Here is a 20,306-nt window from a genome sequence, read left to right as displayed (position 1 = left end):
TTATGTACTATATATACTAAATAAAATATATATGGTTATCCCGTATATCATGTATAATTAAATAGGATAAACATTAATATACTTAACTATCTATCCTATAAATATAATACTATATTTAATTCAGGGAGTCTTTTAAAGGTAATCACAAGAAAAGCACTACTTTTAAAATGCCACGAGAACCTCATAAGCGTGGAGTTAAAGGTAGTAGGAGTAATACCGATGAAAAGAGAAAAAGAGGCATATCAAGTCAGCAGGTCTGTGTCTTATGTGCTATTGATAGAGTCGGAAACATTGTGACAGAACTAATCTGTAAAGGTAGAATGAAACATACAGATTTAGAAAGACTCTTTACAGGTAGGATTGAGGATAATTCAACCCTCTGCACTGACTCTCACAAGAGTTATATTAAGTTCGCCAAAAATTTAAATATAGAACTACAGCAGATTAAACGTGGTAAACATAAGGAAGGCATATACCATATACAGCATATAAATGCCTTTCACAGCAAATTAAAAGAATGGATGTACGGATTTCATAGTGTTGCCACAAAATATCTTGCTAATTACATGTACTGGTTTAAATGGTTAGAGTTCTTCAAGACAGAGAAGGATACTGTGAAGACCAAGCATTTGTTAGTTCAGACTCATTCATCTCTTAACAATACAAAGTTAAAGGATTTTAAAATCAGGGAAGCAATTTACATATAATTTCATTCCTTATAATTAAAAAATATGTTATATTTAGTATATAGACGAAGTATAATTTAGAGATATTTATAAAAATGAGACTTACCTATAATTATGTAAGGAGGAAAGTAATGGGCAAAAAAATTAACAGGAATTTATTTTGTGCTTTTTTAATGATTTCTCTTATTTTTATTGAAGGATGTGATAAAAAAGATACTAATTTGAACTTAAATAATGAAAATCAGAAACAAATAGTAGAAGTCAAGAATGAATCTACAGCAGATGATAATAAAGACCTAAGCATTGCTAAAAGTGTACAAATTGATGATATGAAAAATGTACAGTTAAAAGATGTACAGTTAAAAGAAGTAATAGATGATAAAGATGAAAATATAAAAAATGGAGTATATGGTTGTATTAGTAAAAATGAAGGTAATTACTATATATTTATTAATGGGGTTGACTACTGGTATTCTAATATCACGTTTAATGTAAAGGATGGATTGTTGACTGTTAAGTATGATACAAAGTATGAAAAAGGATTAAGAATTAAGCATCTTTTTCTGATAGTACCCAAGAATACAGGAGTTTTTAATGAAGTAGAATTAATTAATAACGGTAATAAAGAAAATTTTAAAATATTATTCAATAATTAATATTATTAGGTTTTAAAATTAAACTTAATTCCATAAAATACAATTTAAGGGAAGGCAAAATGCCTCCCCTTAAACAATGTCGTTTTATCAACATTTTTCTTAAACATAGCCTAAACTTTAAACAACGTATGAATTTCATATTTATGAAATTCATACGTTATTTTTTATTTTGTATAAGTATGTAATGAAAAAACATAAAAATGGGTTGTAAAATTCAGAATACTCAGTTTTGTCACTAAGTTTAAGTGACAAAATGCACGTATCTTTGTGTTGTAGTGCGTTTTGTGTAAACGTATAATTACATTAACAAATATATTTTAACAAATTTAAAGGGGGAAAAATAATGCAAGTTAGAACTACAACAGAACCTAAAACAAAGTCGGAATTAAAGGAAAAAGTACAGAGGTTTGGACGTTTTCTAAGTGGTATGGTAATGCCTAATATTGGAGCATTTATTGCATGGGGGTTAATTATGGCACTATCCATTCCAACTGGATGGATACCCAATGAAAATCTTGCTAAATTAGTAGGACCAATGATAATGGGGCCGCTTGGTGGATTTGTTATTGTGAAGTTTGATAAATATATTGATGGTAAAATTCCAGCTGGTTTTGAAATGTTAATAAACAATTTTTCAGCAGGAATAATTGGTATGCTACTAGCGCTCCTTGCATTCCTTGGAATTGGACCTTTGGTTCTTGGTTTAACAAATATACTAAAAGTAGGACTTGGAGCGATAGTAGATGCAGGCTTATTACCATTAACATCTATTTTTATTGAGCCAGCTAAAATATTGTTTTTAAATAATGCTATAAATCATGGAATCCTCGGACCTATAGGAATACAAGAAGCAAAGGAAGTAGGGAAGTCAGTAATTTTCCGTCTAGAAAAGCTTCATACCACACGGTATTTGGTAAATATGAGCATAATATGGGAATAGTTGAAGGCGGTAAAATGGCGCTTCTTGCAGCAGCTGGTCCTATGAGGTTTGGAGCAATAGATTATGCACTCCACTGTGATAGAAGACCAGGTATGATTGTAGTCTCAGCAAAATTTAATTTTTACAACGTACACTATACTTCGGCGCATATAGTAGGAACAACTGGCGGAAATACTAATGACATGATTGAATCATTACAAATGTCAGCTGCAAAATAAATTAATAAATACCTTCGAAAGTGATGTAAAAATCGTGAATGAAGATAAAACGGTCAATGCTAAAAGTATAATAAATATTATGTCCATGGGATTAATAAAGGGTTCAGAGATAACTGTTAGAACTTACGGAGAAGATGGAAAGGCAGCTATGGATGCTATTTCAAATTTTATATTAAATCTTAAAGAGTAAAATATAAGTAAAAGGATTTTATGATCAGGATACATAAATGATCCGTAAGTGATTTTATGTATTCTGCAAATTTTTATAGAACTAATTTATTAACATCTTTTGGGGCAAATGTATATAATAATATAGACTAAATGGATACAAACTGTTAAAAATCAATAAAAACATTGACATTGTGCTCGGTTAAAAATATAATGAATTGTGACAAAAGAATAGATGTGATGTGGAAGAGGTGATGATAATTAGACAAAATATAGATATTAATTAGAAAAATAAAAGCGCCAGAACTTTAGTTTAACTACTTGAGTTGACGAGGATGGGGAGTATCGAAATCTTCGGCGGATGCCCCACGGTAGCGCACTACCGTTAACGGTTGATAAAAGCAAGAAGTGATTTTTGTAACAATATCAATCTGGTGTTAAAACCTTAATAAATAGTCACGGCACCTTTAAGTGCTGAATTAATTAGTATATTTCAATGGATTATTTTTTGTTCATTAAAAATATGCTTAATTAAATTGCGCCTCTAGGAGCTGATTTGTTCAAAATTTAAATTTGAGAGGAAGATGTATATGTGCGGAATAGTTGGATATTATGGAAAAAAAGAGGCTTCGCCAATTATGGTAGAAGGTCTTAGTAAATTAGAATATAGAGGTTATGATTCAGCAGGAATTGCAGTTATAGATGATGGAACACTAAGAGTAACTAAGTGTATGGGAAGACTTGCAAATTTAGAAGCTCAATTATTAGAAAATCCACTTAGTGGGAAAATGGGTATAGGTCATACTAGATGGGCTACTCATGGCAAGCCATCTGATGAAAATTCTCACCCACATACTAATGAAAAGGGAACTATTAGTGTAGTTCATAATGGAATTATAGAGAATTATATCCGTTTAAGAGAATGGTTAATGTCAAAGGGATATAAATTTACATCAGAAACTGATACAGAAGTAATACCACACCTTATAGATTTTTACTTTGAAGGTGACATTGTTGAAGCGGTAATGAAAGCTACTACTAAAATGGAAGGCAGTTATGCTATAGCAGTAATATCAAGTCTTGAACCAGATAAATTAGTAGCAGTAAGAAAAGATAGTCCATTAATAGTAGGACTTGGAAAAAATGAATTTTTTATAGCTTCAGATATACCAGCAGTTTTAAATCATACAAGAGAAGTATATTTATTAGAAGATAATGAATTTGTTGTTATTTCTAGTGATGGAATAAAGCTTATTAATGCTGAAGGCGAAGTTATAGATAAAGAAATATTCCATGTAACCTGGGATGCTGAGTCAGCTGAAAAGGGTGGATATGAGCACTTTATGCTAAAAGAAATGCATGAACAGCCAAAAGCAATCAGAGATACAATGACTTCAAGAATAGTTCTTGGACAGCCAATATCACTAGATAAAATAAATATAACCAAAGAGCAAATTAAAAATTTAAATAAAATATATATAGTAGCTTGCGGAACTGCATACCATGCAGGAGTTGTAGGTAAATATGTAATAGAAAAACTTGCAAGAATACCAGTAGAAATAGATATAGCCTCTGAGTTTAAATATAGAGATCCAATAATGGATGAAAACACTTTGATGATAATTATCAGTCAATCTGGTGAAACTGCAGACACTATGTCAGCATTAAGACTTGCAAAATCAAAAGGAGCAAGAGTTATAGCAGTAACCAATGTTGTAGGTAGCGCAGCTTCAAGAGAAGCAGACGATGTACTATATACTTGGGCGGGACCAGAAATAGCAGTTGCATCTACTAAAGCATTCGTAACTCAGCTTATAGCGATGTATATAATAGCATTGTTCTTTGCTCAAAATAAAGAAACATTAAGCATAAACGAAATAGAAGAAATTAAAGCAGCTATGCTAGAACTTCCAGAAAAAGCAGAAGAAGTTCTTAAAAATAAAGAAACTGTACAAAAGTTCACAGCAAAAAATTATATGCATAAAGACATGTTCTTCATAGGGCGCGGACTTGATTATGCAATTGCATTGGAAGGTTCATTAAAGCTTAAAGAAATATCTTATATTCATTCAGATGCATATGCAGCAGGTGAATTAAAACATGGTCCTATAGCACTTATGGAAGAAGGAACTATAGTTATAGCACTAGCAACGCAAGAAGCTCTATTTGACAAAATGGTAAGTAATATAAAAGAAATAACTACTAGAGGAGCAAAAGTATTTGCTTTCGCATCAGAAGGTCATACTGAAATTGAGGAAGCAGTTTATTCAGCAACTTATATACCAAAAGTAATAGATATATTAGCACCAGTAATTTCAGTAATTCCACTACAATTATTATCATATTACATGGCAATCCAAAAAGGTTGCGACGTTGATAAGCCAAGGAATTTGGCAAAATCTGTAACTGTAGAATAGGTGCCACCCACGTGGCAAGTGGCATTTGTAGATTTGTAATAAAGTTACACCATTTATAACAAAGTCGCACCGTTTATAATAAAGTTGAACCGTTTATAACAAAGTCGCATCAAAATATTTCTTATGGGTATCCTATGTTTTGAGGATATATCATGAACAAATATAAAATGAATTTAATAATGTAAGAAAAACTGTACATTCTCATTTAAGGTGAGAGCGTGCAGTTTTTTTTGTGCTATAAATGGAGATGAACCAAATGGCTAAAAGAAAAAGGAACTTAAATATCCCTAAAATGATTAAGGAAGGAAGAGGTACAGGAAAAGGCGAGCAATATAAACCTTGGATTAAAATTCAAGATGTAGCGTCTCTGGGAAGAGCAAGCAGGATTAAGGGAATAAAATCAGGAAGACAACACGAATTTTTATCAGATATGAAAAGAAACTATTTCTATTTTTTAGAGTACTCAGACAAAGTTAATGATATAAGAGAACAGTTTTCACTGCTTCCAATTGAAGAAACTATTCTTATCGCCAAAGAGTTAGGCATAGAGCATCCTAAACAACCTGAAACAGGAGAATTCATTGTCATGACTACAGATTTTTTAATATCTATAAATTATAATGATAAAATTTATGAATTAGCTAGAACAATAAAATCCAGGGATGATCTACTGAATAAAAGAATGATAGAAAAATTTGAGATTGAAAAACAGTATTGGGAAAAGAAAGGCATTAATTGGGGCATAGTTACTGAAGAAGAAATAGATAGGGTTATAGCAAACAATATAAGTTTAGTACATGGTTATAAAGAATTAGGTGCAATAGATAGTTTTATTGATATTAAAGATTATGAAGTGAAGGATTTAATATACGAATTTATAAAAAGAATAATTGATAATCCCAAAACAATGAGAGCTATATGTATAGAGTATGATAGTGATATGTGTTTAGAAAAAGGGAGTAGTCTTTGTATATTCAAATACCTAGTAATAAACAAAATTATCCAGATAGATATATCACAAAAGATTAATGTTAATAAAAATATACCTAGTATACGTGTAATAGAAAAATCGATGCAAAAGGTGGAGGTAATATGATATCCATTAATTCAGTTTTCAAATACGTGGATGATGAAAATGGAGAAAGAATAAGGGTAATTGCTATCCTTGATTTTTATGTTTACCTTGTTAACATTGATGCGGTAACATCAATGCCTAGAAAAGAATTATTAAAAACTATTGAAGAAGAAAGTGATGGAGAAAAATTATTATCTATTAAAGACCCATTTTCAAGAATAGTTAATGAAAAAGAACTCTCGGAACTCCAGATTAATAAAAGAAACGCAGATTGGGAGTTTATTGATAAGTATTGGCAAATAAACAAATATGAGCTCTTAGAAAAAAAACATAGAGAAAACAAACTTAAGGAAATATCTAACAGTTCAAGACTAAGTATGACAAAAGTAAAAAAAACATTTAGTAGGTACTGGCAAAGAGGTATGAATAAAAATGCTTTGTTACCTGATTATATAAATTCTGGTGGTAAAGGAAAAGAAAGAAAATCATATGATATAAAAGTAGGAAGACCAGCAAGGGTAGATTATAGAGGAGATGCTATAGAAGGAATTAACATAAATGATGATGTGAAAAAGCACTTTCAATTTGTCTTAAATAAGTATTACAGAAATAATAAAAAAATATCACTAAAAGAAACATACACTCTAATGCTTAGAGATTTCTATTCGGATGTATACAAAGATAATAATGAAATCAAACATATGGTTTGGGATAATGAAAGAATACCTAAATATAATCAATTTTATTATTGGTTTAAGAAGTTTGAAGACGTTAAAAAAGATATTGTGCTTAGAGATAGTGACAAAGAGTTTAATTTAAAGCATAGACCATTACTAAGTAATTCTACAATTGAAACGGATGGACCAGGAACAAGATTTCAAATTGATGCAACAATAGCGGATGTGTATTTAGTAAGTTCTTTAAATGCAAAAAGAATTATAGGTAGGCCAATTGTGTACGCAATAATAGATGTGTATTCTAGGTTAATTACTGGAATTTATGTTGGACTAGAAGGACCATCTTGGCTTGGAGCTATGATGGCATTAGATAATATGATTACTGATAAGGTTGAGTTTTGCATGCAATATGGAATAGAAATAACTGAAAGTGAGTGGCCTTCTAAACATTTGCCAGATATTATAATAGCTGATAGAGGAGAATTTGAAGGATATTCTCCTGAAAATCTAATTAATAATTTAAATGTGAAAATAGAAAATACCTCGCCTTATCGTGGTGATTTAAAAGGTATAGTCGAAAGAAATTTTAGAACTTTAAACACTAAAGTAAAGCATAAAACCCCAGGTGCAATACAAAAGGAGTTTAGAAAGAGAGGGGACATAGATTATAGGTTGGATTCAACTTTAACCTTAGATGAGTTCGCAAGGGTATATATAAATATTGTATTGCATCATAATAGAAGCCTTATAGAAAAATATCCAGTTGAAAAAGAAATGTTAGAAGATGAAATTCTGCCTATACCGATTCAACTTTGGAATTGGGGAATTGAAAATAAGAAAGGTAGATTAAAGACAGTTGATAGAGATGTATTAAGACTAAATATCCTTCCAAGGGGGAAAGCAAGCGTTTCAAGGGCAGGAATAAGATTTAAAGGGTTATCATATAGCTCTGATAAAGCTATTAGTCAACAATGGTTTATAAAGTCTACAGCTAGAAGTATTGAGATTGTATATGATCCTAGAAACGTTAATAAAATATATATTCCACATGATAATGGGTTAGGATATGAAGAATGTTATTTATTAGAGAAAAGTAACCAATATAAAAATTGCCTACTAGAAGAAATAATTTTTAATCAGGAATTATTGGCTGAATTAAAAGAAAAACATTTGAGAGAACAAAATCAAAGTAATATTAACTTAGAAGATGAAATAGAAAAAATAGTTAAAGAAGCCGAAAAAGCAAAATCAAAAGAATTAAATTTTGGTGAGAGTAAAAATAAACAACTTAAAAATATAAGAAACAACAGAATTGTTGAGAAAGAAATGAATAGAGCAGTAGAAGCTTTTAAAAATTGGAGAAGAAAAAAGTAGTGGAAATAAAGTTGCTGAAGTAATAGAATTACCAAAAATAAATGATGTATTAGATGGAGAGGAAGCCAAATGTGATAAAAGAGTAATGGATTTATTAAAAAAGAAAAGAGATGAGAGACGTGAAAAGTAATGAAGCAATAATTATTTTAAAAGGTGAATATGAGAGTGCTGTTTATAAACAACAGGAGCTAGATGAGTATAAAAATAATCCGTTTATTGAAGCATTACCAAATATTTTTAATGAGGAAGATGTGGTAGATAAATTTACTTTAGTTCCTCAGATAAACAAAGAAGATAGAATTAAAGCATCAAATATAAGATACCATATTATAAAAAGAGCTAAAAATTTTGTTCAACCGTTACCAATTCATATTATTTTAGAAAGAAGACTATCAGCATTAATAAGACGTGGATATTTAGCTAGAAATCCAATAGATAAAACTTTTTTAGAGCGTTTAAAAATATTAAATGAGTTAAGAGTTGAAGTCGTAAATGAAAAAGTTATCAATGATAGAATGAGTCACATCAGATCAACAGCAGATAGTCTCTCTGTTATAGGAATTTCAGGAATAGGTAAAACTACAGCCATAGAAAGACTTTTATTAATGTATCCACAAGTAATAAAACATGAGGTATATGAAGGACAAAATTTTAGTAGAACACAAATAGTATGGCTTAAGATAGACTGTCCTTACGATGGTAGTTTAGCAACTCTATGTAAGAGCTTTTTTAAAGCAATCGATGATTTATTAGATACTAGATACTTAGAAAAGTTTGGTTATACTAATAGAATAACTTCAACAATGATGCTACACATGACAACCTTAGCAAGTATGTACGGTATAGGGGTTCTAGTAATCGATGAAATACAACATTTATTAAATGCTAAAAATGACATGGAAGGTATGCTTGATTTCTTTGTTACATTAAGTAATACGGTAGGTATTCCTACTGTATTAATAGGCACAAGTAAGGCTCAACAGTTGTTTAAGGGCAATTTTAGGCAAGCAAGAAGAGCTGGCAGTGAAGGATCTATAATGTGGGATAGAATGTTAAAGAGCAGTGAAGAATGGAAGTTCTTTTTAGAAACTTTATGGGGTTTTCAATGTTTACAGGAAGAGACTAAATTATCTAAGGAGATTAAAGAAGCATTTTATGATGAGTGTCAAGGTATTACGGCAGTTGCAGTTAATTTGTATATACTTGCTCAAGAAAGGGCATTAGCACAAGGGAAAGAGAAAATTTCAGTAAGTATTATAAGGAAAACAGCAAAGGAAGATTTATATATGATTCAACCAATGATTAAGGCCTTTAGAAATAATAATATTTTGGAAATAATAAAATATGAGGACATATCAATTAATTTGGAGGATATAGCAATTAACTATAAAAGTGATATGGAGCTTAATGGAAGGGTTCGTGAAGTATTTAATGAAAGGAAAAAATCTATAGAATTAATGAGAAGAAGTACGGCAGAAAATATAATCTTTGAGTTAAAGTCAATGGATTTATTCAAAAACTTAGATGAGGTAGAAATTAAAATAATATGTGAAAAAGCCGTTAACGAATCAAGTGTTAGTTCGGAATACAGTAGTCTGAAAATGGAAGCGTTAAAAAAAGCTTTGGAGCAAGAGGAGAAGAAAAAGCACAATAAAGATAAAATAAAAAAAATAGAAACTAAAAAAAATAGAAACTAAAAATCAAGGGTTAATAGCAGTATATGATAAAGCAAGGAAGGAGAAAGAGGTGTGTGTATGATACATTTTTTTACTGATCCATATAAAGATGAACTTATTTATTCTGCTATTTCTAGGTATCACTTTTATAATGGTAATATAGATTTTAAGGATACTATAGAAGAGTGTTTTGGGAAAAGGACAATCATATCATCATTGGAGATAGGGAGCCCAATTGATATACTCGCAAAGAATATAGGTGGTAGATATACAGCTGAATACTTAATTAAAAACCATACTATTTTACCGTACTATATTCCTTTCCTTCCGATAAAAAGACGGGAAGAAATCATTAAGGAAATTAAATACGGGAACGGTAGTGGGATTTATCATAAAATAGGAATTATAGCAGGAGGTATATGCAGACGAGAGGGTATTTATTATTGCCCCATTTGTGCACAAAATGAGATTAAAATTCAAGGTGAGGCTTATATTCATAGAGAACATCAGTTGCAAGGGATTTATTTATGCGCTCATAATGGGGAACTATTAAGGAAATATAAAATAGTTAAAAATGATGTAAGTAGACTTGAATTCATTAGATTTGATAAGGAATTACGTGATTTAAGGAGTGAATCCAAAAATATTAAGCATTATGAAAAAATGTTAAAGCTAGCAAGGGATGCGTACTATTTATTGGAAAATGATCTTATTAGTATAGATAAAAAAACTGTTTTGAAAAAGTATAAAAATCTCCTTTATGAAAAAGGCTTAACCACTTCGGGCAACAGAATAAAGCAGATGGAGCTTTATGAAGAATTTACAAATTTTTATGGTTTAGAGTTTTTAAATGATAGGGATTCTAGCATAGATAATAATGATGAATACAATTGGCTTAGGGTAATAACAAAAGATTTAAAAAGGACAGTACATCCAGTTAGACATTTGTTATTAATAAATTATTTAACAGGAAACATTGCTGAATTTTTAAAAGATACAAGGAATAACTATAATCCCTTCGGAAAGGGGCCTTGGCCTTGTTTAAATAAGGTAGCAGAACATTACAGAATGAATGTAGTAAATGATTTAAAAATAACAGCTGATTATAAGACTAGATTACCTGTGGGTACTTTTAGTTGCAATTGTGGCTTTGTATATTCAAGAAAAGGCCCTGATAAATCAAGTGATGATAGATATAAAGTAGGAAGAATAAAGAACTTTGGCATAGTATGGGAAGATAAACTTAAATTATGTTTAAAAGAAAGAAAAATTAGATAATGATAAACTTATAAGAATATCAAAATCTAGTATTGGTAGGGAGATAGGAATACTTACAGCATTAGAAAAGAATATTGATAGATTACCTAATACTCAAAAATATTTAAATGAAATAATTGAGACTGTTGAAGAGTTTCAAATTAGAAGCTGTAAAAGGATAATTAGCAATAAAATTAATAGAGGTGAAGCAATAAAGATATGGGAAATACAAAGAATTGCAGGAATTAGAAGTGAAGCTTTTGAAAAAATGAAAGATAAGGTGTTGGAGAATGTTGATTTACAAAATAACAGGTAGATATGAGTAAGGAAGCAATAATTATAAGAAATAATATTATGAAAAAGGATAAAGGTAGAGTTAACATAGATTGGAGAAGCTTTTAAACAAAGTCGAAGAGGCTTTAATTGTAGTCGCTTAGTTGCAAAACTCCCTTTAAAATTGATAATAGCGCCTACAATAATCATATGACCAGTAGAGGAAATGAGAATAAATTCTGTTATCCCTTCTACTATAGATATTATTATAACTTCTCTAACCAAAGTTTTACTAAATATACAATAAATGTGTATGGAAGCTTTCTATATTTCAAACTCAATCAATTACTAGTTTTAAAAAGAGACAAACTTTTCGCACTAATATTATCTTGTGTATTGCAAGGCCTAACTCGCTTTATTATATGTTTTAATATTCCTTCCCCAACAATTGTACTTATAATCAATGTTAGAATTACTGAATTCCCAATTAATCCGCTAGTATTCTCACAGTATCATTTTTGTCACTGGATATTATATGCTTGTGATCTATAAAGTTACTTTCTTTTATCACTTCATAAATAAGTTCATTAAGCCAAAATTCTTTTTTCTCTATTCTTTGGTTTTCGCTACCACCTTTGGCGATAAATAATAAGTTTTCAACTAATTTTGCCATATTACTAGCTTCAAGCTTAATAGCATAAATAGATTTTTCTAGGGCTTCTCTGTCATCTTTTCTCCATCTATCAAGCAGGTTTGCATACCCTTGTATAACTGCAATAGGAGTTCTAAGCTCATGTGAAGCATCGGATACAAACTGAATTTGTCTGTCAAAAGCCCCCTGAAGTCTATCTATCATATTGTTAAAAGTATTACCTAATCTTTTAAGCTCATCATCAGGACCAGTAACTTCAATTCTTTCCTTTAAATTATTAATACTAATCTTGTCAGCAGCTTTAATTATTTTCATCATTTCGCCCAGTTTTTCTCTTTTCTTTAATAAAAACTATAACTCCAGGCAATAATGAAATAATTATTATAGCCATTAATACATAAGAAAAATGATTTTTTATAAAAGATAGATTTCCAAAGAAGTAACCCCCACCTAAGAATAAACTTACCCATAATCCCCCACCAATTAGATTGTAAGGTATAAATTTCGAATAATTCATTTTCCCGATACCCGCAACAAAAGGTGCAAAGGTTCTGATTATAGGAATAAATCTTGCTAAAACTATTGTCATTGATCCATGTTTTTCATAGAACTTCTGAGCCTTTTGTAAATACTCTTTGTTAATAAACCTTACGTCTTCTTTCTCTAATATCTTCTTTCCAATCTTTTTACCAATATAATAATTAGTAGTATCTCCAAGTATTGCTGCAAGATATATTACTACTAAAAGAGTGAATAAATTCATTGATCCAATTGCTGCGAGTGATCCTGCTGCAAATAGCATTGAGTCTCCAGGTAAAAGTGGTGTAACAACTAATCCTGTTTCTAAGAAGATAATTGAAAAAAGAATAGCATACGTTAATATTCCGTACTGCTGTACTATTAATACCAAAAAACTATCAATATGCATTATTCCATGTATAACATTCATTAAAATGCTCATATTATTCCCCTCTCGTTATATAAACTTTATGATGCTTCTATTATCTGTTAGTAAGATTAAGATTACATTAAAAAAGTCTTATTTTTAGATTAATAATTATATTAGATTATAATAAAAATCATTTACTAATCACATCTATATATACATTATATTCAATTTAATGTTAAAATTAGCGTGTGACGATATGAAGAATTATTCTAAAGTTTCTAAGTTTGGAATTATTGTATCAGTAATTACTATTCTATCATGGTCACAATACTAAAATATATTAAATTTAAAAGATAGAAAGGATGGGATTATATGCAAGTAGATGGTTTAAGTTTCTATAAGCGAATTTTTATAACACAGTCATTAAGTATACTTTTTGCAGTTATATCAAATTTTTATACTCGTATACTGATAAACGGAGATTGGATGTTTGATAATAAGACACTATTTTTGCAGATTATTTTACTTGTAATAATTTTTTCAGTAATTATCATTAGATATCTGGATGGCAGATGGATAAATGTGCTTTTAATTTCTATACCTTATATAGTTTATTGGTTAATAGTTCTTGCAATTGGCGCAACAATATTTCCTACTCATACTGATTCTGAGGACTATGGGTCTGGACTAATGCTTATGTTTATAAGTATTTATCAATGGATTAGTATTGTAATTGGAAGTATTGTTGGAACATATATAAAGAAAAGAACACTTAGCCATAATAAATAAGTTGTAATTTTCATATATTGTTGAGTAAAAATTTTAAAAAAGAAAATAGAGGGTGGGGTTATTATTAATATTTATAAGGAGAAGCAAATGTACTTAAAAAAACTAATTTATGAAAAAATTTGGATTCTGGGAATAGTACTATTAATTTGTAGTGTATTGACTTTAAATAGTTTCTATTTTATTTCTAATATTGTACAAAATATTTATTATGGTATATATGTTGTTTTGTCAATTATAACTATTTTAATTATTCGTAAGCATAATTCTTTAAAAATTCACCGTGGTTTTTTTATATTTTTCAATTTGTTACTTATATATATAGCATATGTAACTTTTATTACTGTACCATTATTTATAATATTTCCATCACTCTTATTATTTCCACTGTTTTGCTCAGAAAAGTCCCATGGGATATTTAAATTTCTTTCTGCTTTTTCATATACTCTGCTGTTAATTGCAATGTTTCTTCTCCTGTTTGTGAGATTAATTTTCACGTCTGTAACATTAGATAAATCAGTAAATTCACCAAATAACAAACAGATGATTGAAGTTTATTCTATAAACAATGGTGCTGTAGGTGGTTCTACTCGTGTATATTTAGCAGAAAAATATTTTTACTTATTTAAGAAAAATAGGCTTATTTACATTGGTCATTATGGAGCAGGTAATAATATTGTTAAGTGGATAGATAGTAATCATGTTCAAATTGATAGTAAGACTATAGACATTACATCTCAATAATATATTACTCATTCTTAATCCAACGTTACTGTCAAGGAAAAGACACATAAGTCTTAGGTAGGTTATATAAATGAATTATATAAAACAGATTATTGAATTTATTCCTGCAAACCAACAAGAAAGCCAAGATAAAAAAATGATTCTTGAGTATGTAGAGAAATTTCCGCATAATATTTTGTTAAGAGAAAATAAATTTGCCAATATTACAAGTTCAGGGTTTATAATGAATAAAGAATTGGATAAAGCACTAATGATTCATCACAATATACGAAATACTTGGGCTTGGACTGGTGGACATGTAGATGGAGATACAGACTTTTTACATGTTGCAATTAAAGAGGTAAAAGAAGAAACTGGTATAAATACAGCAACAGCACTTACAAAGCATATTGTGTCTATTGATATTTTCCCTGTATATGGGCATGTGAGAAGGAATACATATGTTAGCGCACATTTACACCTATCTATAGGATATATCCTTATAGCAAGTGAAAAAGAAGCACTTATAGTAAAGAAAGATGAAAACACAGATGTACGTTGGTTTTCTTTGAATGAGTTTACTGAGGATTATTTTGATTTTTGAACCACGCACACTCGTTACTTCAGTAATGGTACGATTTGTTGTTAATGTAAACATTAACGTAATTTGGTAAAAAATTATAACTGTTATTTCAAAAGGTAGAATGATAGAGTAACGTCTTGAAATGCCTTCCCTAATAGTGACGTAGTGCGTTTAATTGGATAAATAGTTAAAGGTATTAAGTACGTTAACACAGCATGAGAGTATACCCTAACAGGTCGAGCTGAGGAAATGCGAACTGTAAAAAGTCGAGTATATGATAGTGCGTGGGTTGATATCTATGGTTAGTATGTCCGTAAGGGCTGACGAAATTGGGAATGTACGGGTCTAAATGAAGGATATTTAGAAATGGGTATTACCTCGTGCGAGGAATAAGTGAGGATTAGTAAAAATCGTCACTCTGAAAATCCTTATACTGTTAAAGGCAGTATCAAGCTTATAGGCTCATACCAATGACCTAAGGATATAATATGATAGGAATAACGGAACAAAGAAAGCTAAGAATATGGAGGTTTTATCGCCAATGAAGTAGTAACAAGGAAAATCCTTTTTAGTGATATAACTTGTTTTAATCTTAGTGAGAGTAGTGGCACAGTACCAATGAAACCATGATAATAAGTGGTGGAGGGATAGCCACAAGACAGTTGGTATTTAATAATTTAATAGCTGGATGAGTTCAAGGTTCGAGTAAGACTAAGAGATGTGAAAGCTGAAATTGGTAGCAGTACGAAATGAGGTATTAACAGACTTGAAGGAAAGCTTATTAAAGAAAAAACAAAAACTAAGAAATAATGAATATTATAATATGCAAGAAACATTCGATGATTTATACAAGATGAGTTGTGATGGAATTAAATTTAATAATTATTTTCCTGAAAGTGTAAGAAGAGTTGAGATTCCAAAAGGTGATGGAAAAACTAGACCCTTAGGAATTCCATGTATAGATGATAGGGTTATTCAACAATGTATTAAACAGATATTAGAACCCATATGTGAAGCCAAATTCCATAAACACAGTTATGGATTCAGACCGAATAGGTCTACAGAGAATACAATCGCAAGATGTATGTCTTTGATGAACCGTAATGGACTACATTACGTTGTAGATATTGATATAAAAGGTTTTTTTGACAATGTCAATCATAATAAGTTAAAGAAACAATTATGGAATATGGGGATAGAGGATAAACAACTGTTAAGTATAATTGGAAAAATTCTAGAATCTGAAATTGAGGGTGAAGGAATACCAACAAAAGGAACAACTCAAGGGGGTTTAATAAGTCCGTTATTGTCGAACGTTGTACTTAATGAACTAGATTGGTGGATAAGTTCTCAATGGGAAACATTTAAAACAAAATATGATTACGCATTTCAATCAGATAAATATAAAACTGCTCAGAAAGCATATAGTGCAGTTAAAACATGGTTAAAGGAGAGATTGGACTTAGATATAAGTCCAACAAAATCCAAGATAACTAATGTAAGAAAAGGTCGAACAGAGTTTTTAGGGTTTAGGTTAAATGTTGTAAATAAAGGGAAAAAACTTGTATGTAATAGTTGAATGACCCAAAAAGCAGTAGTAAAATGAAAAAGAAGATATAAAGGAATATATAAATGGTCAAAAGAAAAAATAAGAAAGCGAGGTGAATATTCGTTGACAAAACAAACAACTCCTAATTATGTTTTAACTCTTTGTTTAGATACAAATAATAGAGACGAAATAATCTTAAATAAAAGATTTGAAATATGTAGAAAACTTTACAATGCTATTTTAGGGCTAGGGTTAAAGAAATTTAATGCTTTAAGTGAATTGAAAGTATATAAAAAAATAAGAAAAGAATTAGCAGAAATTAATAAATTATATTTTAAAGATGAAGAGAGTAAAAAATCTAAAATAAATGAAGAACTAAGAAAACAAAAATACAAAGAGTTAACTGATTTATTAGGAGGATACGGCATTAATGAATATTCACTTATAAATTACATGACACCAATGTATAAGCCATTTAATAAGAATATAGATAATAAAACTGCTCAAGCATTAGCAAGTAGAGCCTCTAAAGCATTAGAAAAGCTAATATTTAAAGATGCACAAAGGGTTAATTTTATCAAATATGATGAATTAAGAAGTGTTGAAGGTAAATGGAATGGATTAAAACTTCCAATAATTATAAAATATAATGATATTTATGCTCAAAAAGCTATTCAAGATAGAATTAAGTATTGTAGGCTAATAAGAAAATTTATTCGTGGTAAATATAAGTACTATGTGCAATTAATAATGGAGGGTATACCGCCAGTAAAATATAATAAAGAAAATGGTTATGTAAAAAGAAGTATCGGGATAGGTAATGCTTTAATAGATATAGGAACTCAAACAATTGCAATATCTAGCAAATATGATGTTAAATTATTAGAATTATGTCCTGAGATTAATAACATTCAGGATATAAAAACTAAATTATCAAGAAAATTAGATAGGCAAAGACGTGCTAATAATCTGAATAATTACAATAGTGATGGAACTATAAAACTTGGTATTGTAATTAATGGAAAGAAAGAGAAATTAATATGGGTTAAGTCTAAAAAATATATTAAAACTCAAATGGAATTAAAGGATGTTCAAAGGAAACAAACTGATATTAGAAAACAATCCCACGAGAAGTTGGCAAATTATATAATTTCATTAGGTGATAGAATCTTAGTTGAAAACATGAATTTTAAAGGATTACAAAAAAGAAGTAAGAAAACCACTATTAATGAGAGGACTGGTAAATTTAATAAGAAGAAAAGATTTGGTAAATCCTTATCCAATAAAGCACCTTCTAAATTAATAGAGATAATTAATAGAAAACTTAAATATGATGAACTGGAAATATTGAAAATAAATACACATAAAGTGAAGGCTAGTCAGTACAATCATTTTACTGATGAATACATAAAAAAAGAATTGAAGGATAGATGGGATGTTTCTATTGGTATTCAAAGAGACTGTTATTCTGCATTTTTAATAATGAATGTCAGCAATGATTTAGAAATTATTAGTAGAGATTTATGTTTTGAGAGTTATGATAATTTTAAGCAATTACATGATAGAGAAATAAATAGACTTAGAATATTAAAAGAAAATGGTAATAAATTAATATCCAGTATGGGTATATAAATACTAACAAACATGGTTTTGAACCGAGCCATTATACTATCGTTAATGGGCTAAATGTAGTCTTTGGTAGTAAAAGTCTTATTATAATTAAATGAGTCATAGTATGTTGTAAGATATAGAAGGAATACAATTCCTATAAATGAGAGTATTATGGAAGTTTAAGAAGATAAGAACCACGTGCCTTCAGTCATGTGAGATTCAGGCTATTGAAAACCTAGTAAAAAGAGATATTTCTATGTCTTATAAGTTATTAAAAATTATTAATTCTGCATGTTATGGACTTAAGAATAATATTAAATCTTTAAGACAGGCGCTTGCTTTACTTGATGAAGAAAAAATAAAATCATGGCTAAACTTTATAATAATGAAGAATATTGGTAGTGCTAAACCAGATGTTTTACTCCAAAATTCATTAATTAGGGCTAAGTTTTGTGAACTAATTGCACTTAATTCTTTTCTTAGAAATATATCTGATGATGCTTATTTAATGGGTATGTTGTCATTAATTGATGTTATTCTGGAAAAACCACTAAATGAAATACTTAATGAAGTTATGGTAGCAGATGGAGTAAGAGAAGCATTAACAAGTTCAAAAACTAGTGGTTTAGCGAATATCTTAAATACAGTTAAGGCATATGAAGAAGGCAATTGGGACGAGGTACTTACATATTCAGAGGAATTTGAACTTAGTGAAGGAGTTCTTTCCAGGGCATATTTAGAATCCTGTCAGTGGGTAAATGAAGTTAATAAAAAGTAATATAGATTATAATATAGGGGTGGAGCAGTTATGGAAAAAGTCGCTTTATTAAAATGTACAGATTATAACGTTGATAAAATTGAAAAAAAGCTTAGAGAAGGGTTTGAACTTTTGGGGGGCACCTCTTTTTTAAGAGAGCTTATACCTGAAGATAGTAAAGTATTATTAAAGCCTAATTTCCTTAGTGTAGTTGAAAAGGGATCGCCGGTTATAACACATTATGCAATGTTTGAAGCCGTTATAAGGATAGTTAAAGAATATAGTGATAATATAGTATTTGGTGATTCACCAGGTTCTGGCGACACGAGAATGGCTGCTGAGAAATCAGGATTAATGGAGGTAGCTAACAGATATGGCGTGAAGTTTGTTGACTTTAATGATGAAATACATGTGGAGCTCAATAATCCGTTACTGTATAAGTTTTGGAATATTGCTAGGGCAGCATATGAGGCTGATGTGGTTATAACACTTCCTAAACTTAAAACACATGCTATGATGTATTATACTGGAGCTGTTAAAAATCAATTTGGTTGTATACCTGGTTCTCAAAAGGCTGTGTTTCATACAAAACTAGCGGATGTGAACAACTTTAGTAAAATGCTTTTGGATTTGAATTCTGTTGTCAAAACTAGTTTTGCAATTCTTGATGGAATTATTGCCATGGAAGGAAACGGGCCTAGGAATGGAACTCCTAAAAAAATGGATACAATAATTATGGGGAAATGTCTTACAGCAGTTGATTCTACAGCAGTAAGATTAATTGGTTATGATAATGTATTACAGGTACCATTTTTAAAGGTGGCTTACGATACAAAATGGGGAGCTGTAATTCCTGAAGAAATAGATATCCTAGGTGAAAAAATTGAACATATGAAATGTAAAAACTTTAAGCTATCCCGAAATGCAAAGGTAATTAGTTTTATAAGTCCCTCACTAAATAAATTTGTAGCATCCCTTACAGCGCCAAATCCAGTTTTGATCGAAGAGAAATGTATAAGTTGTAAGAAATGCGATGAGGTATGTCCAGAAAGGCCTAAAGTTATATCTTTTGTAAAACATAAGGGGAAAATGATTCCAAAATGGAATTATAGTAAATGTATCCGATGCTTCTGTTGCCAGGAACTTTGTCCGCAAGGTGCCATAGTAATAAAGGATAAGCTAATAAGCAAGATGTTAGGTTTAAAATAGCGGTTGTTAATGAGATTTTTTGCACATAAACAATATTATAATCTAGTGAATTATGTTATATTTAAATAAGAATTATCCGTAATGTATACACAAAAGAATAGTGAAACGGAAGTGATGAAAATTATGTTAA

The 20,306-nt window shown here is 29.8% G+C and carries 19 protein-coding genes and 2 pseudogenes; 17 read left to right on the top strand and 4 right to left on the bottom strand.

What is annotated here, in order from left to right:
• Positions 1 to 167 precede the first annotated feature (167 nt).
• The 10 genes and pseudogenes from ACREWB_RS05715 to ACREWB_RS05670 all read left to right on the top strand — a co-directional run bounded on the left by ACREWB_RS05715 (position 168) and on the right by ACREWB_RS05670 (position 11,165).
• A complete protein-coding gene (locus tag ACREWB_RS05715) occupies positions 168 to 707 on the top strand; it encodes an IS1595 family transposase (RefSeq protein WP_431546521.1) in 540 nt (179 codons plus the stop codon).
• Positions 708 to 817: 110 nt separating this feature from the next.
• A complete protein-coding gene (locus ACREWB_RS05710; protein WP_431546520.1) occupies positions 818 to 1,342 on the top strand; it encodes a hypothetical protein in 525 nt (174 codons plus the stop codon).
• Between the two features lie 343 nt (positions 1,343 to 1,685).
• Positions 1,686 to 2,231 (top strand): annotated as a pseudogene (locus ACREWB_RS05705) (PTS sugar transporter subunit IIBC family protein); the annotation flags it as partial.
• A 41-nt stretch (positions 2,232 to 2,272) separates the two neighbouring features.
• Positions 2,273 to 2,500: a hypothetical protein gene (locus ACREWB_RS05700; RefSeq protein ID WP_431546519.1), complete on the top strand. Its 228-nt coding sequence runs from the start codon at positions 2,273 to 2,275 to the stop codon at positions 2,498 to 2,500.
• Positions 2,469 to 2,690 (top strand): HPr family phosphocarrier protein, encoded by a 222-nt coding sequence (locus tag ACREWB_RS05695; RefSeq protein ID WP_431546518.1) that lies wholly within the window; start codon positions 2,469 to 2,471, stop codon positions 2,688 to 2,690. The genes ACREWB_RS05700 and ACREWB_RS05695 overlap by 32 nt, the downstream gene beginning before the upstream one ends.
• Positions 2,691 to 3,258: 568 nt before the next feature.
• A complete protein-coding gene (gene glmS, locus ACREWB_RS05690) occupies positions 3,259 to 5,085 on the top strand; it encodes a glutamine--fructose-6-phosphate transaminase (isomerizing) (protein WP_431546517.1) in 1,827 nt (608 codons plus the stop codon).
• A gap of 256 nt (positions 5,086 to 5,341) precedes the next feature.
• Positions 5,342 to 6,181 (top strand): TnsA endonuclease N-terminal domain-containing protein, encoded by an 840-nt coding sequence (locus ACREWB_RS05685; RefSeq protein ID WP_431546516.1) that lies wholly within the window; start codon positions 5,342 to 5,344, stop codon positions 6,179 to 6,181.
• Positions 6,178 to 8,211 (top strand): TnsB C-terminal domain-containing protein, encoded by a 2,034-nt coding sequence (locus ACREWB_RS05680; RefSeq protein ID WP_431546515.1) that lies wholly within the window; start codon positions 6,178 to 6,180, stop codon positions 8,209 to 8,211. Before ACREWB_RS05685 ends, ACREWB_RS05680 begins: the two co-directional genes overlap by 4 nt.
• Before the next feature lie 110 nt (positions 8,212 to 8,321).
• Positions 8,322 to 9,908: an ATP-binding protein gene (locus ACREWB_RS05675; RefSeq protein ID WP_431546514.1), complete on the top strand. Its 1,587-nt coding sequence runs from the start codon at positions 8,322 to 8,324 to the stop codon at positions 9,906 to 9,908.
• A 57-nt stretch (positions 9,909 to 9,965) separates the two neighbouring features.
• Positions 9,966 to 11,165: a TnsD family Tn7-like transposition protein gene (locus tag ACREWB_RS05670; RefSeq protein ID WP_431546513.1), complete on the top strand. Its 1,200-nt coding sequence runs from the start codon at positions 9,966 to 9,968 to the stop codon at positions 11,163 to 11,165.
• Positions 11,166 to 11,300: 135 nt separating this feature from the next.
• On the opposite strand, the gene ACREWB_RS21800 is transcribed toward ACREWB_RS05670, so the two are convergent.
• From ACREWB_RS21800 to ACREWB_RS05660, 3 genes are all read right to left on the bottom strand, one after another.
• Positions 11,301 to 11,702 carry a hypothetical protein gene (locus ACREWB_RS21800; protein WP_503417242.1) on the bottom strand — a complete coding sequence of 134 codons (402 nt, stop codon included), beginning with the start codon at positions 11,700 to 11,702 and terminating at the stop codon, positions 11,301 to 11,303.
• Positions 11,703 to 11,904: 202 nt separating this feature from the next.
• Positions 11,905 to 12,387, bottom strand: a complete 483-nt coding sequence (locus ACREWB_RS05665) for a HAMP domain-containing protein (RefSeq protein ID WP_431546512.1) — start codon at positions 12,385 to 12,387, stop codon at positions 11,905 to 11,907.
• Positions 12,371 to 13,030 carry a DedA family protein gene (locus ACREWB_RS05660; RefSeq protein ID WP_431546511.1) on the bottom strand — a complete coding sequence of 220 codons (660 nt, stop codon included), beginning with the start codon at positions 13,028 to 13,030 and terminating at the stop codon, positions 12,371 to 12,373. The genes ACREWB_RS05665 and ACREWB_RS05660 overlap by 17 nt, the downstream gene beginning before the upstream one ends.
• A gap of 300 nt (positions 13,031 to 13,330) precedes the next feature.
• On the opposite strand from ACREWB_RS05660, the gene ACREWB_RS05655 reads away from it, so the two are divergent.
• The gene (locus ACREWB_RS05655; RefSeq protein WP_431546510.1) at positions 13,331 to 13,747 is read left to right on the top strand and encodes a hypothetical protein; all 417 of its coding nucleotides are present in this window, start codon (positions 13,331 to 13,333) and stop codon (positions 13,745 to 13,747) included.
• Between the two features lie 275 nt (positions 13,748 to 14,022).
• Here ACREWB_RS05655 and ACREWB_RS05650 read toward each other — a convergent pair whose 3' ends face one another.
• Positions 14,023 to 14,283 (bottom strand): hypothetical protein, encoded by a 261-nt coding sequence (locus tag ACREWB_RS05650; protein ID WP_431546529.1) that lies wholly within the window; start codon positions 14,281 to 14,283, stop codon positions 14,023 to 14,025.
• On the opposite strand from ACREWB_RS05650, the gene ACREWB_RS05645 reads away from it, so the two are divergent.
• From ACREWB_RS05645 to ACREWB_RS05620, 6 genes and pseudogenes are all read left to right on the top strand, one after another.
• Positions 14,207 to 14,488, top strand: a complete 282-nt coding sequence (locus ACREWB_RS05645) for a DUF5412 family protein (protein WP_431546527.1) — start codon at positions 14,207 to 14,209, stop codon at positions 14,486 to 14,488. The two genes, ACREWB_RS05650 and ACREWB_RS05645, sit on opposite strands and share 77 nt — an antisense overlap.
• Positions 14,489 to 14,558: 70 nt before the next feature.
• Positions 14,559 to 15,071 (top strand): NUDIX hydrolase, encoded by a 513-nt coding sequence (locus ACREWB_RS05640; protein ID WP_431546509.1) that lies wholly within the window; start codon positions 14,559 to 14,561, stop codon positions 15,069 to 15,071.
• Between the two features lie 802 nt (positions 15,072 to 15,873).
• Positions 15,874 to 16,626, top strand: a pseudogene (locus tag ACREWB_RS05635) (reverse transcriptase domain-containing protein); the annotation flags it as partial.
• Positions 16,627 to 16,722: 96 nt separating this feature from the next.
• The gene (locus ACREWB_RS05630; RefSeq protein ID WP_431546508.1) at positions 16,723 to 18,231 is read left to right on the top strand and encodes an RNA-guided endonuclease TnpB family protein; all 1,509 of its coding nucleotides are present in this window, start codon (positions 16,723 to 16,725) and stop codon (positions 18,229 to 18,231) included.
• A gap of 139 nt (positions 18,232 to 18,370) precedes the next feature.
• Entirely contained in the window at positions 18,371 to 18,988 is a 618-nt protein-coding gene (locus tag ACREWB_RS05625) for an EAL and HDOD domain-containing protein (protein ID WP_431546507.1), read from the top strand.
• A 30-nt stretch (positions 18,989 to 19,018) separates the two neighbouring features.
• The gene (locus ACREWB_RS05620) at positions 19,019 to 20,176 is read left to right on the top strand and encodes a DUF362 domain-containing protein (RefSeq protein ID WP_431546506.1); all 1,158 of its coding nucleotides are present in this window, start codon (positions 19,019 to 19,021) and stop codon (positions 20,174 to 20,176) included.
• The last annotated feature ends 130 nt before the right edge of the window (positions 20,177 to 20,306 follow it).

The sequence above is a fragment of the Clostridium sp. genome, assembly GCF_050717635.1.
Taxonomy (GTDB): domain Bacteria; phylum Bacillota; class Clostridia; order Clostridiales; family Clostridiaceae; genus Clostridium_AD.
The sequence above is the reverse complement of the archived record's forward strand: the minus strand, read 5'-3'. Positions and strand labels throughout refer to the sequence as shown.

Excerpts from the sequence above, each read along its gene's own strand:
- ACREWB_RS05645 (WP_431546527.1), top strand. The coding sequence starts at position 14,207 with ATGTTTCTTCTCCTGTTTGTGAGATTAATTTTCACGTCTGTAACATTA.
- ACREWB_RS05715 (WP_431546521.1), top strand. The coding sequence starts at position 168 with ATGCCACGAGAACCTCATAAGCGTGGAGTTAAAGGTAGTAGGAGTAAT.
- ACREWB_RS05660 (WP_431546511.1), bottom strand. The coding sequence starts at position 13,030 with ATGAGCATTTTAATGAATGTTATACATGGAATAATGCATATTGATAGT.
- ACREWB_RS05655 (WP_431546510.1), top strand. The coding sequence starts at position 13,331 with ATGCAAGTAGATGGTTTAAGTTTCTATAAGCGAATTTTTATAACACAG.
- ACREWB_RS05700 (WP_431546519.1), top strand. The coding sequence starts at position 2,273 with ATGGGAATAGTTGAAGGCGGTAAAATGGCGCTTCTTGCAGCAGCTGGT.
- ACREWB_RS05670 (WP_431546513.1), top strand. The coding sequence starts at position 9,966 with ATGATACATTTTTTTACTGATCCATATAAAGATGAACTTATTTATTCT.
- ACREWB_RS05640 (WP_431546509.1), top strand. The coding sequence starts at position 14,559 with ATGAATTATATAAAACAGATTATTGAATTTATTCCTGCAAACCAACAA.
- ACREWB_RS05620 (WP_431546506.1), top strand. The coding sequence starts at position 19,019 with ATGGAAAAAGTCGCTTTATTAAAATGTACAGATTATAACGTTGATAAA.
- ACREWB_RS05685 (WP_431546516.1), top strand. The coding sequence starts at position 5,342 with ATGGCTAAAAGAAAAAGGAACTTAAATATCCCTAAAATGATTAAGGAA.
- ACREWB_RS05710 (WP_431546520.1), top strand. The coding sequence starts at position 818 with ATGGGCAAAAAAATTAACAGGAATTTATTTTGTGCTTTTTTAATGATT.
- ACREWB_RS05625 (WP_431546507.1), top strand. The coding sequence starts at position 18,371 with ATGAGAGTATTATGGAAGTTTAAGAAGATAAGAACCACGTGCCTTCAG.
- ACREWB_RS05680 (WP_431546515.1), top strand. The coding sequence starts at position 6,178 with ATGATATCCATTAATTCAGTTTTCAAATACGTGGATGATGAAAATGGA.
- glmS (WP_431546517.1), top strand. The coding sequence starts at position 3,259 with ATGTGCGGAATAGTTGGATATTATGGAAAAAAAGAGGCTTCGCCAATT.
- ACREWB_RS05665 (WP_431546512.1), bottom strand. The coding sequence starts at position 12,387 with ATGATGAAAATAATTAAAGCTGCTGACAAGATTAGTATTAATAATTTA.
- ACREWB_RS05675 (WP_431546514.1), top strand. The coding sequence starts at position 8,322 with ATGAGAGACGTGAAAAGTAATGAAGCAATAATTATTTTAAAAGGTGAA.